The 16,703-nt window shown below is 48.9% G+C and carries 17 protein-coding genes, 4 tRNA genes and 1 pseudogene; 18 read left to right on the top strand and 4 right to left on the bottom strand.

Annotation, left to right across the window (positions count from 1 at the left end; all coding sequences use genetic code 11):
• Positions 1-70 precede the first annotated feature (70 nt).
• Complete coding sequence (locus EAO38_RS00480) at positions 71-664, bottom strand: aminodeoxychorismate/anthranilate synthase component II (RefSeq protein WP_121020293.1); 594 nt, start codon at positions 662-664, stop codon at positions 71-73.
• On the bottom strand, positions 661-2,169 hold the full coding sequence (gene trpE, locus EAO38_RS00475; RefSeq protein WP_121020292.1) for an anthranilate synthase component I: 1,509 nt from the start codon (positions 2,167-2,169) through the stop codon (positions 661-663). The genes EAO38_RS00480 and trpE overlap by 4 nt, the downstream gene beginning before the upstream one ends.
• Before the next feature lie 191 nt (positions 2,170-2,360).
• Between trpE and EAO38_RS00470 the strand changes: the two genes are divergently transcribed.
• On the top strand, positions 2,361-3,575 hold the full coding sequence (locus EAO38_RS00470) for an epoxyqueuosine reductase QueH (RefSeq protein WP_235852436.1): 1,215 nt from the start codon (positions 2,361-2,363) through the stop codon (positions 3,573-3,575).
• Here the strand turns inward: EAO38_RS00470 and modB are convergent.
• Positions 3,510-4,181, bottom strand: coding sequence for a molybdate ABC transporter permease subunit (gene modB / locus EAO38_RS00465; protein ID WP_121020291.1), 672 nt, complete (start codon positions 4,179-4,181; stop codon positions 3,510-3,512). The two genes, EAO38_RS00470 and modB, sit on opposite strands and share 66 nt — an antisense overlap.
• Positions 4,181-4,923: pseudogene (gene modA / locus EAO38_RS00460) on the bottom strand (molybdate ABC transporter substrate-binding protein). The gene modB and the pseudogene modA overlap by 1 nt, the downstream one beginning before the upstream one ends.
• Positions 4,924-5,023: 100 nt before the next feature.
• On the opposite strand from modA, the gene EAO38_RS00455 reads away from it, so the two are divergent.
• The 17 genes from EAO38_RS00455 to EAO38_RS08825 all read left to right on the top strand — a co-directional run bounded on the left by EAO38_RS00455 (position 5,024) and on the right by EAO38_RS08825 (position 16,687).
• Positions 5,024-5,101: transfer RNA gene (locus EAO38_RS00455), tRNA-Pro, on the top strand.
• 20 nt (positions 5,102-5,121) lie between these two features.
• Positions 5,122-6,273: an MFS transporter gene (locus EAO38_RS00450; RefSeq protein WP_121020290.1), complete on the top strand. Its 1,152-nt coding sequence runs from the start codon at positions 5,122-5,124 to the stop codon at positions 6,271-6,273.
• 137 nt (positions 6,274-6,410) lie between these two features.
• Complete coding sequence (locus EAO38_RS00445; protein WP_121020289.1) at positions 6,411-7,040, top strand: NAD(P)H-dependent oxidoreductase; 630 nt, start codon at positions 6,411-6,413, stop codon at positions 7,038-7,040.
• Positions 7,031-7,591: a hypothetical protein gene (locus EAO38_RS00440; RefSeq protein ID WP_121020288.1), complete on the top strand. Its 561-nt coding sequence runs from the start codon at positions 7,031-7,033 to the stop codon at positions 7,589-7,591. Before EAO38_RS00445 ends, EAO38_RS00440 begins: the two co-directional genes overlap by 10 nt.
• Before the next feature lie 3 nt (positions 7,592-7,594).
• A complete protein-coding gene (ftsY, locus tag EAO38_RS00435) occupies positions 7,595-8,464 on the top strand; it encodes a signal recognition particle-docking protein FtsY (protein ID WP_205588310.1) in 870 nt (289 codons plus the stop codon).
• Positions 8,457-9,791 (top strand): DNA repair protein RadA, encoded by a 1,335-nt coding sequence (gene radA / locus EAO38_RS00430; protein WP_121020286.1) that lies wholly within the window; start codon positions 8,457-8,459, stop codon positions 9,789-9,791. Before ftsY ends, radA begins: the two co-directional genes overlap by 8 nt.
• A gap of 57 nt (positions 9,792-9,848) precedes the next feature.
• Positions 9,849-10,586, top strand: a complete 738-nt coding sequence (hypB, locus tag EAO38_RS00425) for a hydrogenase nickel incorporation protein HypB (RefSeq protein WP_121020285.1) — start codon at positions 9,849-9,851, stop codon at positions 10,584-10,586.
• A gap of 9 nt (positions 10,587-10,595) precedes the next feature.
• The gene (locus EAO38_RS00420; RefSeq protein WP_121020284.1) at positions 10,596-10,823 is read left to right on the top strand and encodes a HypC/HybG/HupF family hydrogenase formation chaperone; all 228 of its coding nucleotides are present in this window, start codon (positions 10,596-10,598) and stop codon (positions 10,821-10,823) included.
• On the top strand, positions 10,816-11,940 hold the full coding sequence (gene hypD / locus EAO38_RS00415) for a hydrogenase formation protein HypD (RefSeq protein WP_121020283.1): 1,125 nt from the start codon (positions 10,816-10,818) through the stop codon (positions 11,938-11,940). The genes EAO38_RS00420 and hypD overlap by 8 nt, the downstream gene beginning before the upstream one ends.
• Positions 11,941-11,948: 8 nt before the next feature.
• Positions 11,949-12,023: transfer RNA gene (locus EAO38_RS00410), tRNA-Gln, on the top strand.
• A gap of 3 nt (positions 12,024-12,026) precedes the next feature.
• A tRNA-Met gene (locus EAO38_RS00405) sits at positions 12,027-12,103 on the top strand.
• A gap of 9 nt (positions 12,104-12,112) precedes the next feature.
• Complete coding sequence (locus tag EAO38_RS00400) at positions 12,113-13,108, top strand: SAM-dependent methyltransferase (RefSeq protein WP_205588309.1); 996 nt, start codon at positions 12,113-12,115, stop codon at positions 13,106-13,108.
• A gap of 77 nt (positions 13,109-13,185) precedes the next feature.
• Positions 13,186-13,839, top strand: coding sequence for a DUF2470 domain-containing protein (locus tag EAO38_RS00395; protein ID WP_121020281.1), 654 nt, complete (start codon positions 13,186-13,188; stop codon positions 13,837-13,839).
• A 101-nt stretch (positions 13,840-13,940) separates the two neighbouring features.
• Complete coding sequence (locus tag EAO38_RS00390) at positions 13,941-14,771, top strand: sulfite exporter TauE/SafE family protein (RefSeq protein WP_121020280.1); 831 nt, start codon at positions 13,941-13,943, stop codon at positions 14,769-14,771.
• A complete protein-coding gene (locus EAO38_RS00385; RefSeq protein ID WP_162982639.1) occupies positions 14,771-15,568 on the top strand; it encodes a glycosyltransferase family 25 protein in 798 nt (265 codons plus the stop codon). Before EAO38_RS00390 ends, EAO38_RS00385 begins: the two co-directional genes overlap by 1 nt.
• Positions 15,543-16,559, top strand: coding sequence for an A/G-specific adenine glycosylase (locus tag EAO38_RS00380; protein WP_205588308.1), 1,017 nt, complete (start codon positions 15,543-15,545; stop codon positions 16,557-16,559). The genes EAO38_RS00385 and EAO38_RS00380 overlap by 26 nt, the downstream gene beginning before the upstream one ends.
• A 30-nt stretch (positions 16,560-16,589) precedes the next feature.
• A tRNA-Sec gene (locus tag EAO38_RS08825) sits at positions 16,590-16,687 on the top strand.
• The last annotated feature ends 16 nt before the right edge of the window (positions 16,688-16,703 follow it).

The raw sequence follows: 16,703 nt of genomic DNA, 5'->3' as shown, positions 1-16,703 counted from the left end.
ATTCAGACATGGCAAAAGCCCTCACTTCTAGACGCACAATCGCCATTTTTGCCAACTATGTCTACAATTTCTAAGGTTTAAGCGCACGTTTTTGCAAAAAGGCCACGCTCTGTTTTAAAAGCTGTGTGCCCTTGGGAGTCATGATGCTCTCTGGGTGGAATTGATAAGCTAGGGCATTGTCTTGAGGGTGATAAACCCCCATGACAATGTCTTGATAATGGGCGATCACCTGCAAGCTAGCGGGCAGATCATAGGCTTTTAAGGAGTGGTAACGCGCCACTTGCAAACTCTCTCCCAAGCCTTCAAAGGCCTCAAAAGGTTCTAGTACAATGCACGAGCTCTTGCCATGCATGATGTGCGCACACGGCCCTACTCGCGCCCCATAACTCTGTGCTAAGGCCTGCAATCCCAAGCAAATCCCCAAAATGGGAAACTCACCCCGCACACAATCAATTAAGGGTAAGAGCCGTCCGGATTGTTCAGGGGTACCAGGACCAGGCGAAATGCACAGAAGCACCTGATCTTTTTGGGCGCGCATGAATGCGTGCAACTCTTGTTCAGGGGTGTCGTTACGATACACCTTGAGATCATGTCCTAAGCTCTCCAACTCGTAAACCAAGTTGTAGGTGAACGAGTCAAAATTATCTACAAAGAAGATGGTCATGCATATGTCCTTTGGATGGCCTCTAACACGCTTTGGGCTTTGGCCTTTGTTTCTGCGCTCTCGGCTAGTGGATCGCTCTCTAGCACAATGCCCGCGCCGCTTTGCACAAAGGCCCAAGAATCGCGCACAAAGGCCCCGCGAATCACAATGCAAGTGTCCATAGAGCCATTAGCACACAGATACCCCAAAGACCCTCCATAAGATCCGCGCCGCTTGCCCTCTAGCTGCGCGATGAGCTGGAGGGCAGAGATTTTGGGCGCGCCGCTTAAAGTACCCGCATTCATAAAACTTAAAAAGGCGTGCAATGCGTCCAAATTGGGCTTGAGCACCCCCTGCACCGCTGAAGTCAAATGCATGACATGGGAATACTTCTCCACGCGCAAGAGCTTGTTAGCAAAGCGCGTATTGGGCAAACACACCCGCGCGAGATCGTTGCGGGCTAAATCCACGAGCATGAGATGTTCGGCGCGCTCTTTGGCATCGCTCAATAACTCCAATTCCATGCGGTTGTCCAAATCCACATCGATCGCCCCTTGGGGGGTGCGTGCGCGCGGACGCGTGCCGGCAATGGGGCAAATTTGGGCGGTACGGCTGGGCGCATCGTATTTGAGCGCGCTCTCTGGGCTAGCCCCAAAGAGTGTAAAATCTGGAGTGTGCATGTAAAACATATAGGGGCTGGGGTTGCGCGCTTTGAGATGATAATAAGCGCTCAAGGGGTCTTGACATTTTAAGCTAAAGCCCCTAGAAATCACCGCTTGGAAGATATCCCCAGCTTGCAAGGCATTTTGCAGGCGCAACACCCGTTGTTGGAATTCTATATCCGGGCAGTCTGTGTGGAGCGCGCTATCTTGGGCGTGTTTGTGGGGGGTGAAGTCCTCTTGGCTCTCTTGGGCTAGCTGGGCTAAAACTTGCATATCTGTTTGTATATCTTGCCGGTAGGTTGGATCAAAGCACGCGCCTAAAATTTGGGTGGTGCGCGCTTTGTGATCGATCACAAGAAGGGTTTGGGCAAGATAAAAGAGATAATCTGGCGCGCTATTTTCCTGTGCGCTTAAAGTGGGGAGAGTTTCAAAATAATGTACCATCTCAAAGGAAAACAGTCCGGCACAAAAGAGGGCTAGGGGGTGGCTAGAATTGGGGCGCACATTCTGTAAGATCGCGCGCAGCGCGTCTAGGGGGCTGGGGGTAAAGAGTTTAGAAAACTCGTCTTGAAGGCCGTGGGTCTTGGGGTAGTGTAGCTGGAGGCTGGAGTCCTTAAGAGGGGTTTGTAGAACAGGGCTGAGTTTTTGCAGGAGGGCTTGGCCATTAGGAGTTAGCGCATTCAAACACACTTGTTGGTCTTGTGCGCGCAACTGCACGCACGCGTGGCTTAGAATGATGGACTTGGTGTGCGCCTTACTCTGCGTGTGTGCGCTCTCTAATAATAGGGTGTGGGGCCCTTGGAGCTGGCTATACAGGGCTAGGGGGTAGGGGACATAGGTAGCGGTTTCTTGCAAAGCGATCATTTTAGGCCCTCTTTAAGAATGGTGTCAACATTGTAGCGCAAATACACTAAAGATAAATAGGCAGAGTTTGGCTATAATGGGGGGGAATACAAAGGGGTGTTGATGGGGCTTTTAGACGATCTTTTACTCATCTTTCTGATAGGTGTGTTGTTAGGAGGGGTGGGTTACTATGTGTACATGGTGCTTAAAAAATGACTTGTGATCGCATGCTGGTACATATCTGTTGCTCTGTGGATAGCCATTATTTTTTGCAAGAACTGCGCAAGCTCTACCCTGCCACCCAATTTAGTGGCTTTTTTTACAACCCCAATATCCACCCCCATGCAGAATATCTGTTGCGTTTAGCAGATGTGCGCCGTTCCTGCCAAAAGCTCCATATGGAGCTCATTGAGGGGGATTATGCGCTAGAAGCATGGTTAGAAGCGATTCAAGGTTTAGAACAAGAACGCGAAAAGGGCGCGCGGTGCAATGTCTGCTTTGATGTACGCTTGGAGGCGTGCGCAAAAATGGCTTTAATGCTGGGCATTGGGGCTTTTAGCACGACATTGCTCTCCAGCCCCATGAAAGAACAGGCGATCTTGAAAGCACAAGGAGAGGCTATTGGGGCGCGCTATGATCTGCGCTTTATTTACCACAATGTGCGCGCACAGGGAGGAGTGGAGCGCCAAAACGCCCTAGCCAAGCGCGACAAGCTCTATCGCCAAAATTATTGTGGCTGTCAATTCGCCCTCAATGCCCAAAGGCAAGCCCAAAATAAACCCTGTATAGAACTCCTTAGCCCCTTGAGTGGGCAGGTCCAACCCTCCAGTATCCAACATCGTCTAGAGCTCTTTAAACAGCGCGATCGCCTAGAAACCCGCGGACTAGATTATTCCTTATTGCAACACAGTACCCAAGCTTACATACTCTTGGGCGCGCTGGTGCGTGTGGGAGGTGTGCCTCTTTCTAGCTATATTTTAAACCACTCCATGGGCAAAAAAGCCACTCTTAAAGATGTACAAATCCATACTATCACCCTTAAGCCCACCTTTGCGCAGAGTCTACTGGCCAAACAACACCACCTAGAGATTCCAGAGATAGCGTTAGAAGTGGGGCTTTCTTGCAAGGACGACACACTCTTTTTAGACACAAGGGGTGTGGCAACTTTACTCTCAAGAGTGCCCACACCCTTAACGGGTTTGAAACTGCGCTATGAGGAGGAGCTCTACATACGCGAAAGGCTTGTAGGCGTAGAGAGTACCCAGCCCATCGTGGTGTTAGACACTTTAGAAACGCTCAAAGACGCGCCCATTAGCATAGAGATCACAGCGCAAAGTTTTGAACACAGAAATTTTTATCTATTAGAACATGCGCGCGCGTCTTTGCCACCAAAGCAAGCCAAAGAGCAAGGCGAAGCTCACCCCTGAGAGCACTAGGGCGTATTGGTTGGCTAACGCGTTGTCATTGGCTTCAGAGGCGATGAAGATCGCCACGCTGGCTACGCGCGTTTGCCCTTCAATGTCCCCGCCTAACATGATCACCACCCCAAACTCCCCGATAGTATGGGTAAAAGTGGTGGTGATGGCTAAATATAGACTGGGTTTGATATTGGGTAAGAGTACCTTAAAAAAGGTGGAGAGTTTACCCTTGCCCAGTGTATAGCTAGCTTGCTTGAGAGAGGGGGGTAAGTTGGCTAGGGCATGCTGGATGGGGTTGACCATAAAGGGTAGAGAAAAGATCACACTGCCTAGTACCAGCCCTTGAAAGCTAAAGGCTAGACGCAGATGCAGATGTTCTTGCAAAAATTCCCCTAGGGGGCTACTGGGCGCGAACGTCCATAAGAGATAAAAACCCAGCACACTAGGAGGCAGGACTAGGGGCATCCATGTGAGGGTTTCTAGTAAAGTTTTTAACGCGCCTTTTTTGTGAGCTAAATAAGCACCTAGAGCTAAGCCAATGGGGAATAAAATGAGAGTAGTGCAAAAAGCCAGCGCAAAGGTGAGCTTGAGGGTGGTAAAAAAACTAGAATCCACTAATCCACGATATAGCCATAATCTTTCAAAATCGCTTTGCCCTCTGCTCCTAAAATAAAGTTTTCAAAGGCCTTAGCTAGGGGTTTTTTGCCCCCTTCATTGGTGAGTACTAGTGCCTGTTCTATGGGGCTATAGTATTGCTTGGGGATGATGTAGTAATGCTTCACATCGGCGCGATCCATCAAAGAGAGCGCGCTAAAGCCCAATTGTGCTCCCCCGCTGGCGACATATTGGTTAGCTTGGGCAATGGAATTGCCCAGTATTATTTTGCCCTTAAGTTTGTCCTTAAGGTGGAGTTTGTCTAACACTTCCAAACTGGCTTTGCCATAGGGGGCTAGAGCGGGGTTAGCGATGGCCAAATGCTCAAACGCGCCTTGCAATACGTCCAAAGAAGGTACAGGACGCGTCTTGCTCCACAACACCAATACCCCCTTGGCATAAACCTTCACAGAGTAGGGGGTGATTCTATCCTCTAGCAAGCGTAGGGGGCGTTTTTTATCCGCGCTCACGAAGAGATCAAAGGGCGCGCCTGATGGATTTGGTTATACAACTTGCCCGAAGAGCCAAAACTCAAACGCACCTTGGCATCTGGGTGGTGTTTCAAAAAGGCTTTTTGCAGGGCTTGTAACGCCTTTGTGAGATTGGCCGCTCCAGCGACATGGATTTCTCTAAACTCATGCGCAAGCCCAAAGACTAGCAACAAGCAAACCAGCCCCAGCGCGCGTGCTAAAGAAGTGAACATGGTATTTCCTCCAAACTTGACTCAAGGGCATTATAACACTTGCGTGTTGGCTTTAAGTTAAAATTAATGGGCATGGGGGTAGAATGCGACTTTTTGGGAACGGAGTATGGCGCAGCCTGATTAGCGCGCACCCTTGGGGTGGGTGAGGTCGTGGGTTTGAATCCCGCTACTCCGACCATGCCCTTTTAAAGACCTCTTATGCCCCTAAAACGCAATATTTTCATCTACTATGTGGCTAATTTCTTGGCTGTGAGCGCGCAGGCGTTACCCCATGCGATTTTGACCCCCTTGCTCTTGGCTAAGGGGCTCTCTTTGGCCCAAATTATGTGGGTACAGGCGATCTATAGCATGGCGGTGTTGTTGGCAGAATACCCCAGCGGGGTTTTAGCCGACTTAATGCGGCGCAAGTTCCTCTTCATTGGCTCTAAATTGGTGTTGCTCTTGAGTTTTAGCCTTGTGTGGCTATGCGAGGGCTTTTTTTGGATGCTTGTGGCTTGGGGGCTCTATGGGCTAGCCAGCGCGCTAGATTCGGGCACGATAGACGCTAGCCTGACCAATGCCATCAAAACACAAAAGGCCAATCTCTCTAAATTTATCGCCACGGGGAGACAGCTGAGTTTTTTGGGCATGGTTGTGGGGAGTGTGTTAGGATCGTTTCTTTATGTACGCTATGGGGCTTCTATGTATGTGGTGGCCTTGCTCTTGTTGGGCTTGTGTATCGCAGTGGTGGGGCTGGGGTTTATAGAGAGGGAGGGCTTGGCGCATAGCAAAAGCTTGGCGCTTTTAAAAAGACATGTCCAAGAGGGTTTTATGGAGTTACGCCATAAGCCCCAATTAAAAAATCTGATGATCTGCAGCTTAGTGTTGCAAGTGTTTTTCCAAACTCATTTCCAACTTTGGCAGGCGTATTTCTTAGCTCAAAACATCGATTCAGCGCATTTGTTTTACTTCTATGTGGGTTTTCAGATTTTGGGAGTCTTGGTGCATTTCATCCCCGTTCACACAGCACAGGGGCAAAAATTATGGTGGCTATTGGGGCTCTTGCCTGTACTTATAGGGCTTTTAAGCCCCCTGCCCCTCGTATACATTCTCTTATATGCCGTGGTGGTGGGGGTGTTCACATGGGTTGGCTACTATGTGGACTACCATTTTTCCCTTGGTGTCTCTGCTGAGAAAATTTCTTCTTTGATCTCTTTAAAATCCAGTGTTTCTAGATTGGCCTCCGTGGGGGTTTTAGCCTTGAGTAGTGTTGAACTAGCCCTAATGCCCGTGGGTTATGTCGTGGTGGGGCATTTTGCTATAGCCTTGCTGGGGGTGGTGTGGGGGTTACGATTCGTGCAAGAGCCCTAAGCTCCATCAAGAAGCCATGAAATGACTTGCCTAGATCAAGCAGCGCATGGCAGAAGAATATGGCAAATGGGGGAGTTGTGGGGGTTAGAATTTGCCTTTTTGTATTATAATGCGCCTTTATATTTGAAGGAGCTTTTATGGATCGCGCGTTTTTGAGTTTAGATACGGTACATACTTTGTTGCACCGCCGTTTTTCTGCTAAGAAATTTGATTCTAAATACCATCTCCCTAAAGAGTTATTAGAAACAATTTTGGAAGCAGGCAGGCTAGCCCCCAGTTCTTATAACACCCAGCCATGGGAGTTTTTAGTCTTGAGAGGCGCGCGTAAAAACCAGCTCCTGCCCCATGTCTATTATAACGACCAAATGATCCATGACGCTAGCGCGCTGGTCGTGGTGGGTTATATGCACTCTAGCGCGATCAATGCGGGGTATTTGAGCGGGTTTTGCAAACCTGAGTATCGCGATCGCGTGGTGAATGGGGTGGCTTCTTTGTTTAAAGATCGCTTGCAGGGCGATGGGGTGCTCATCGATGCTTATCTCAAAGAGCAATGCTATATCGCTGTGGGGCAGATGTGTCTGAGCGCGGCGTTGTTGGGTGTGGACACTTGCATTATCGGAGGGTTTGACCCAGTGGGGGTGGGCAAGGTGTTGCGTGCCCATTGTAATCCGCCCAAGATTGCCTGTTTGATCGCAATGGGCAAAAGTGCTATGCAGATCACGCGCAAGGCCCGTAAGTCTAAAGAGAGCGCGATCAAGTGGCTCTAAGATGTGGCTGGCTTTTGATAGGCTTATTGCTTCTAACAGGCTGTTCGGATCGCAAACATAAAGACACGCAGAATCAAGTATCTCAAGAGAGTACCGCCCCTGCCCCTAATCTCCCCAAGACATGGGAGTTTTCTGATCAAAACTCACAGAGCATGCGTTTTGAGCGCACACCAGGGGGGTTAAAAATCCAGCCCGCGCCCAATGCACCCGTGCTATTGGCGTTTTTGGGCTTAGAGCCTAAGTTTGTGCCCTACAGCGCCTTACTTAATCACCTAGCTAGCTCGTTTAAGACCGTGCGTTTTGTGGGGGTGTTAGATAGGCCCTACGCGCCTAAGCAAGTCCAGCACTATGTCAAGGCCTATACCCCTAAGTTCACTCTACTCAATCCCATCACGGATCTCTCTAGCTTGAGCGTGTTCTTACAAACTGACACGTGGAAAATGCCCTACTTTTTGCTATACAATAAGGAGGGTGTGTTGCAACAGAGTTACCGCGGGGCAATTGTAGAGGAAATGCTGACTAAAGATATTCAAGACTTGCTACAAAGGTAAGTGGTGTTCAATTTTTTCAAAAAGACTATAGAGAATGTCGCTTCTTTACTGAAAAATAAGCATGTTGTCTTTGGTAAAGAGGAGTTAGAAGAGATTTTAATCGCCTTTGATGTGCAATACGACTTGGTGGAGAGTTTGCTAGAACACTTGCCCGCACAAGTCAAACGCAACCATTTAGAAGTCGCCTTAGTGCGTTTTTTACGTAAAGAGAGCTATTACGATCAAGTAAGCTTGAAAAGCATAGAAAGCAAACCCCTTGTGGAGTTGATCGTGGGTGTCAATGGCGCAGGCAAAACCACCACCATTGCCAAACTTGCCCAGCAGTACCTGGAGCAAAAGCAAAGTGTGATCTTAGGCGCGGGGGACACCTTTAGAGCGGCAGCCACCAAACAATTGCAATTATGGGGGGAAAAATTAGGCTTAGAAGTGATTAGCGCAGCCCCTGGTAGCGACCCTAGCGCGCTGGCCTATAACACGATTCAAGCGGGGCTTGCGCGCGGGGTGGATCGTATCCTCATTGACACAGCCGGGCGGTTACACAACCAAACCAATCTCAAAAACGAATTGATAAAAATCAGCAAGGTTTGTAGTAAGGCCCTCGATGGTGCGCCCTACTATAAGTTCTTAATCTTGGATGGCACGCAGGGCAGCGCAGCCCTAGAGCAAGCCAGAGTGTTTCATGAGAGCTTGCAATTGGATGGTGTGATCGTAACTAAATTAGATGGTACAAGTAAAGGGGGGTGTATTCTGAGTATTCTCTATGAATTGCAATTGCCCATCATTCACTTGGGTTTGGGGGAGAAGGCTGCAGATTTAGTGCCCTTTGACGAACAGGCTTACGTGAAAAATTTACTAGATGCCATCTATGGCTAAACGCGCGCGCGTCTTTGAGTGCCAACATTGCGGGTTTAGCAGCCCTAAATGGCTGGGCAGGTGTAGCAATTGCCAGAGTTGGGAAAGTTTTATAGAAGTGCGCTCGATGGTACAAACCAAAGAAATTCCTAGCGCGTCCCAAAGTGCCTTAGTGCCCATCACCCAAGTTGCCCATGAAAATATCTACTATTTTAGTTCCACACAAAGAGAATTAGATATTGTCTTGGGAGGGGGGGTTGTGCCCGGGGGCTTGTATTTAGTGGGGGGCAGTCCGGGAGTGGGAAAGTCCACTTTGCTTTTAAAAGTCGCAGGAGGATTGGCTAAAGAGGGTAAGCGAGTGTTGTATGTGAGTGGGGAAGAGAGCGCGGGGCAAATTTATTTGCGTGCCGCGCGCTTGGGTTGTTTGCAAGATCATTTGTTTGTACTCAATAGCATCGATTTAGAACAAATCAAAGCCCATTTGGGCGATCAAAGCTATAGTTTATGCGTGATTGACTCGATTCAAACCCTCTATTCTAATCATATCGGGGCGGCTCCGGGGTCTATCTCACAGGTGCGCGAAAGCACTTTTGAGCTCATGCGTTTGGCCAAAGCCAAACAGCTCGCCATTTTTATCATCGGACACATCACCAAAGAGGGGTCTATTGCAGGCCCTAGAGTGTTAGAGCACATGGTAGATAGTGTGCTGTACTTTGAGGGCGATCCTAGTAAAGAATTGCGCATTTTACGCAGTTTTAAAAATCGCTTTGGGGCCACTAGCGAGGTGGGGATTTTTGAAATGCGTCATGAGGGTTTGGTGAGCGCTAAGGAGGCTTCAAAACTCTTTTTCTCCCAAAAAGAAAGTTTGGCAGGAAGCGCGTTAAGTGTAGTCTTGGAGGGGTCTAGAGCCTTGATCTTAGAGATTCAAGCTTTGGTGTGCGAAAGCAATTTGCACAATCCCAAACGTCTAGCCACCAGCTTTGATACCAATCGTCTACACATGCTTTTAGCTCTATTAGAAAAGAAATTAGAAATCCCTTTGAATCGCTACGATGTCTTTATCAATGTTTCAGGAGGGATTAAAATTAGCGAGACGAGTGCGGACTTGGCGGTCGTGGCGAGCATTCTCTCTAGTTTGCGAGAGCGCCCCATTAGCAATAAAACCGCCTTCATCGGAGAGGTGAGCTTAACTGGTTCTGTACAAGAAGTGCCAGACATCAACATGCGCATTAAAGAAATGGAAAATTACGGCTTTTTAAAAGCCATTGTGCCTAAAAAGCCCGCCCTCTCCACGCCCATCATCTGCTACGCGGTTACAGAAGTGTCTAAAATCTTAGAGTGGATGTAATGGTGTTAAACCTTTTATGTTAGCATAGCCCTTTAATATTACGCTTAAGGAGAGTGCATGCAAGAAAAAGTATCTACACGAACCCAATCTCTACAGAACAATCCTAACTTGAGTCAAAAGGATGTGCGAGTCGTGGAAAGGATTTTGAGCAAGAACGACTTAAAAGCCTTGGAGATGAAAAAACGCTACCAAGCCGATGGGCTATATGTGCTCAATTTCATGAGTTCTCCAGGCAGTGGTAAAACCACGCTCTTGGAAAATCTGGCCGGTTTTGAAGATTTTAAGTTTTGCGTCATTGAGGGGGACTTGCAAACTAATCGCGATGCAGATAGACTGCTCAAAAAAGGGGTGCAGGCCCAGCAGATCACCACAGGTGAAGCCTGCCACTTAGAAGCGGCCATGATTGAGGGAGCTTATGACATTTTGCAAAGCAAGGGCGCGTTGCAAGAGAGCGATTATCTTGTGATTGAAAATGTGGGCAATTTGGTTTGCCCTTCTAGCTATAACTTGGGAGCGGCGATGAATATTGTCATGCTCTCCACCCCGGAGGGCGATGATAAGGTGCTTAAATACCCCACTATGTTTTTGTGCGCGGACGCGGTGGTGGTGAGCAAGGCAGATTTGATGGAAGTCTTCAACTTCCGCCTCTCTCAGGTGCAAGAGGACATGGATAGGCTCAAACCCGACACGCCTATTTTTACCCTTAGCCATAAAGATACGCATAGTCTGCGTGCCTTTAAGGATTTCTTGGCAGAAAATAGGGCGCGCAACTACCAATCTGCCCATGTGTTTTAGAGGTGTCTTTTGTGTTTAGCCATCCCTTCTAAAGTGATCGCAATTAAGGGCAATATGGCGGTGCTAGAGACAATGGGCGTACAAAGAGAGGCGAGTTTGGATCTGATGCACGAAGAGGTGCATGTCGGGGATTTCGTGCTCTTGCATGTGGGTTTTGTGATGGGCAAGATTGACAAACAGGACGCTCTAGAATCCTTGAAACTCTATGCCCAGATGATTGAAGGCGTGGATGTTTGAAATCTTTAGACAAAAAGAAATAATCCTTGGGTTTGCCAAGCAGATCAACACCCTAATTTCTCAACTGCCTGCTTCAAGACTTCCTCTATCCATCATGGAAGTGTGTGGGGGGCACACCCATGTGCTTATGCGTTATGGCTTGCTCTCTTTACTGGACGCGCGTTTACGCTTTGTGCATGGCCCTGGTTGCCCCGTGTGCGTGATGCCTAAATTGCGCATTGATCACGCCCTAGCTTTAGCTGGCATGCCTGATACCATCCTGCTCACTCTAGCGGATCTGTTGCGTGTTCCAGGGAGCAGTGGGAGTTTACAAGATTTGCGCGCGCAAGGAAAGGCCGTGCGCTTTGTCTACAGCCCCCTACAAGCCCTTGAAATCGCTGGGGCAAATCCTAACAAACAGGTGATTTACTTTGCCATCGGCTTTGAAACCACCACACCCATGAGCGCGAGTCTGATCTTAAAAGCTAGGGAAAAGAAGCTGAACAATCTTTTTATACATGTTAACCATGTTCTCGTGCCTCCCAGTGTGCGCGCCGTGTTGCGCGATTCTTCAATCCACGCCCTCATTGCGCCCGCGCATGTGAGTGTGATCACCGGGGCGCGCATTTATCAACCCCTAGTGCGCGATTTTAAAATCCCCATTGTGGTTGCCGGGTTCGAACCAGTGGACATGCTGGAGAGTATTTTGCGCATCCTCCAGCAGGTGTACCAACAAGAAGCGCGCTTAGAAATTCAATACACCCGCGCGGTGGATATGCAGGGCAATGTCAAGGCTCAAGCGTTGGTAGAAGAAACAATGCAGGTGCGCCCTAGCTTTGAGTGGCGCGGGTTGGGGGAAATCGCGCATTCAGGAATGCAAGTACGCCCGCAATACCAAGATTTAGACGCGGAGGTGGTCTTTGCCAAATACTTACCACAACGCGCGCATCAAGATGCCCATGCTTGCCTGTGTGGGGACATTCTAAGAGGGGTGGCCAAACCTTTGGATTGTGCGCTCTTCAATAAAACTTGTACCCCCACCCACCCCATAGGCGCGTGCATGGTCAGCTCTGAGGGCGCGTGTGCGGCCTATTATCGCTACTGCCTTGACATTGACTCAAGATTAGAGTATAATTAAGCTTTTGTTGGGGTATAGCCAAGTGGTAAGGCAGCAGGTTTTGGTCCTGCCATTCCGAGGTTCGAATCCTTGTGCCCCAGCCATGACGCGGGATAGAGCAGTCCGGTAGCTCGTTGGGCTCATAACCCAAAGGTCGGTGGTTCAAATCCATCTCCCGCAACCAAATCGATTCATGAAACAATCCTCATCTTTTGACAATTCAAAACCTTTTAGCGCGTTGATGTTTGGCTGGCTCTATGGGCATGGAGGTTATTACACGCGCGCGCGCATTGGGAAGGGTGGGGATTTTTATACAGCCGTGAGCGCGAGTACATTTTTTGGGGGGAGCTTGGCCTTTTATCTATTGGATTTGTTAGAAAAGGGGCAACTCACCCTCCCCTTAAATATTGTGGAAATCGGCGCGCATGGGGGGCAACTCTTGGGCGATGTCTTTTCTTTTTTACGCGCCCTCTCTAATGGGGTGTTAGAACATGTGCAGTGTTTTAGCCTAGAACCCTTAGTGCCTTTGCGTACCTTGCAACAAGCCTACTTAGCCCAAAGGGGGGTCAAACTCCAGTGCGTTTCTTCCCCTCTAGAACTCCCCACAGACGCGAGTTTATTTATTTATTGTAATGAGCTTTGGGATAGTTTTCCATGCGAGGTCGTCCAAGGGGGCAAAATGCTCTATGTAGATACGGATTTCACCCCTCTGTGGCGCGATACCCCCTTAGAACAAGGTTGTATGCCCCTATGGCAAGACTATGTCAAAGGTTTAGCGCAGGTTTTAGCGCGCGCGCCTAAATGGGTTGTTATAAGTTTTGATTATGGGCAATATGGCAAACGCGATGGCGTTGATCTGAGGGCTTACTGGCAACATAGAGTCTTGGATTTTACGGATATTGTAGAGAATTTAGCCGCCCTCTACCAACGTACGGATCTGACTTATGATGTGGATTTTAAATCCCTAGAGAGTTTATTTGCCCAACAAGGGGCGCGATCCCTCTTTTATGGCACTCAGACTAAAGCTCTCATTTACATGGGTTTGCCCAAACTTCTAGAACTCTTTGAAAAACACATGCCCTTTACAACTTATCAAAGGGAAGCTTTTAAAGCGCGCGCGCTTGTAGACCCTAACGGGTTTGGGGAGCGTTTTAAGGCACTCATATTGGCAAGTTTTGCGCCCGAATAATCTGCTATTGTCTTTCTATTGCTATAATAGAGGGTGTAACGCCGGTGTTACAGAAATCTTTAACATAAGGACGAGAAGTGGAAACACAAGTCATTTTAGATCACATGAATAGACACCATGTCAGGGATATGGAAGCTCTGCTGGCTAGGTATGGGCGTATTGAAGGGGCGCGCAATGTTTCTTTGAGGAACGCGACTTTAGAGGGCATTGAGATCGCCTATATTTTAGACGGGAGAGAGGAAGTTTTGCGCATTGCTTTTCCCATTAGCGTGGAGAGCACAGAGGGTATTAGGGGTGCTATCATCGCTTTGTGTACTTCTATTAGCCCTAGGGAAAGGGAATACCCACAAGCGCGCGATCGCCGCTTTGAAATGGATGGGTTTGCTAGAGGGGCGATGCCAGGCATGCAGGCTGTATTTCCCATGATGGGTAGTTATCCAATGGGAGGCATGCATCCGAGCATGATGATGGGCATGTGCATCCCCCAAATGGGGCATATGTACCCTAACATGGCACAACCCATGTTCATGGGAGGTTGTCCTACAATGATGTGGGGGCAACCGGGCATGGTGTGTGTACCACAAGGGTTTATGCCTCCTATGATGGGTGTTCCCTCCGTGGAAGGTTTTGCACATGATGGGCGCACACACGCACGCGAAGGTCTAGAATACAGAGATATTCCAGCGGGTGTTGAACCCAAAGGACGCGATCGCAGGGAAATCCGCAGGTAGCTAGATCCCCCTCTTTTGGGGGGCTTTGTCTTGGGGGTTAATACGATAGGGGGGGTTACCAGTACTGTGAAAATTGTGTTATGTATTAATATGTGGTTATGATGCTTGAAAACACGGAAACGCTCGTTTTAGGCGCGGTGGGGTTTATCACCGGGATCACCGCGGGGTTTTTTGGCATTGGTGGGGGCGAGATCGTGGTGCCTGCGGCCATTTTTGCGGGCTTTAGCTATAGCCATGCCGTAGGGATTTCGCTTGCCCAAATGCTCTTTTCTTCGCTAATAGGCTCGCTCATCAATTACAAAAAGGGCTTGTTAGACCTCAAAGAGGGGGTTTTTGCAGCGGGCGGGGGGCTGGTGGGCGCGATCTTGGGGAGCTTTTTGCTCAAATTCATAGACGATCGCCTCTTGATGGGGCTTTTTGTCATCGTGGTGTGCTACACCTTTGTCAAATACGCCTTTGGACCCAAGAGCGCGCATTATCAGAACGCCCACTTTCAGATGCATGCCCAAAGAGCCCCCTTGAAAATCCCCATTATGCGCTGGCATTTGAACAAGACCCATGCCATTTTAGCCCTAGCGGGCTTGATCACGGGCATTTTTTCCATCCCTCTTGGCATGGGCGGGGGGATTTTAATGGTGCCCTTCTTGGGCTACTTTTTAAAATACGACACCCAAAAGATCGTCCCCTTGGGGCTTTTCTTTGTGATCTTCTCTTCTCTCTCAGGGGTCATTGCTCTGTATCACTCCGGTGTGCTAGATGATCGCGCGCTCCAAGCGGGTTCTATCACGGGATTGGGCGCGCTAATGGGGGTGGGCATAGGGATTAAACTCATCTTGTTAGCCAATGAGAGAGTCCATAAAATCTTATTGCTTTGCATTTATGCCCTGAGTATTTTGGCCACTTTAGACAAGCTTGTAGAGGAGTTGCTCTAGTGCGCATTTTCATCATCCATCTATGCCAAAGCACTTGTAGCCAACATGGCCTGCGCGAGCGCGATATTACCCCACTTCTAGAGGCTTTACGCGCTACAAATCAACACCATATAGAGATTTTTGAGGCGGTCTATGCCAAGAGCAAGGAGGGGTTACACTCCCTAGTGCGCGCCCATGCGCAAAGTTATTTCACCAATCCGCTCATAGGGCTTCCTAAAACCTATCAAACATGGTTGCAAGCATGTTATTATGCGATCAAGTTCAGGGGGAAGATGATGAGCTTGGGGGAGTTGGGTTGCTATGCGAGCCACTACACCCTATGGCAACACTGCGTGGCCTTGCAAGAGCCCATTTGTGTGCTAGAAGATGACATCCATTTGCAACCCCATTTTTTTGAGGGGCTGGCGTATTTGCAGGAGCATATAGAGGCATTAGGGTGGGTGCGTTTGATGCATTTGTTCACCTATACAAAAACCCCTACGGCGTTCTCTCAAGTGCAACAAATCAAGCAAAACACATGCGGGAGTGGCACACAGGGCTATTGCATCACCCCTAAAGTGGCTGCTATTTTCTTAAAAATAAGCCAGCACAAATGGGTCATGCCCGTAGACTGGGTCATGGAGAATCCCTATTTGCACGGCGTGGCTAATCTTGTGATCGAGCCCTTTCTCATTGCAGAAGATCAAGTTTTGAGCGCGCAGGGCAATATCGCTAGAGAAGAAGGCCATTGCGCGCGCTCCCTAGCGTGTTTTAGAGAATTGAACCGTCTCTATGTCAGATTGCACAACCACACATAGCCTTGCAAGGCTCCAAGAGGCGTTGCTAAAGTGGTATACACAACATGGGCGTAAAGACATGCCCATCCGCCATCTTAGCGGCCCTAACGCCCCCTATCAAATCTATATTTCTGAGATCATGTCCCAACAAACCCAAATTAGCGTGGTGTTGGAGAGGTATTTTACCCCATTTTTGAAGGCCTTTCCCACTTTGCACGCCCTAGCCTGCGCGCCTTTGGAGCGCGTGCTATGCCTGTGGAGGGGGCTTGGCTATTACGCGCGCGCCAAGCACCTACACCAGAGCGCACAGATTTGTTGCCAACGCTATGGAGGGCAATTACCCCAAGATTACACGGCCTTGCGCGCGCTACCGGGCATAGGCGCATATAGCGCGCGGGCGATTCTGTGTTTTGGATTTAGGCAGGCAGTGGGCGTGGTGGATGCCAATGTGGCTAGGGTGTTGTTGCGCTTGTTTGCCATCACGCCCCAAAGGGCTAAATTGGCCTCTATTTTGCAAGAGCGCGCCGATGCGTTTGTCAACCCCCTAAACCCCTTTGATCACAACCAAGCCCTCATTGATTTGGGCGCGCTTGTCTGTACCAAGCAACCCCAATGCGCTATCTGCCCCTTGAGTTTTGCCTGTCAGGGTAAAGACGCGCTAGAAAAATTCACCCAATACAAAAAAAGCGTGAGCATCGCCTTGGATCTGCATTGCGGTTTGTGTGTACAAAAAAGAAAACTCTATCTTTGCTACGCCACGCAAGGGTTATACGCCCATCTATACCAATTCCCACTCTTGAAGAATCAAGAATTAATCACCCTGCCCTTGTTGGGGAGTGTACGCCATAGCTACACCAAATACCGCGTACATGCCATGCTCTATCAAGCCAATTTAGAGGATTTGCAACCCCAGGGGTTAGAGCTAGTAGATGTCCATGCTTTAAATGACCTACCCACTAGCGCGTTGAGCACTAAATTGTGGGCGGTGTGTCAAAGGCATTTGAAAGTTTAAATTGTAAAGAGTTTGCTATACTCTTAGACGGAGAGCGAGCATGGCTGGTGCGTGCCTTGGGCTTCAAACCCAATGGGTGCTTAGGTGTCCTAGGTGCCGCAAAGTTCGATTCTTTGGCTCTCTTGCCACTTGTGAAAGGTCAGT

This window comes from Helicobacter vulpis (assembly GCF_003660395.1).
Classification (GTDB): Bacteria; Campylobacterota; Campylobacteria; order Campylobacterales; family Helicobacteraceae; genus Helicobacter; species Helicobacter vulpis.
Note: the sequence above shows the minus strand (reverse complement) of the source record. Positions and strands in the feature narration are given on the sequence as shown.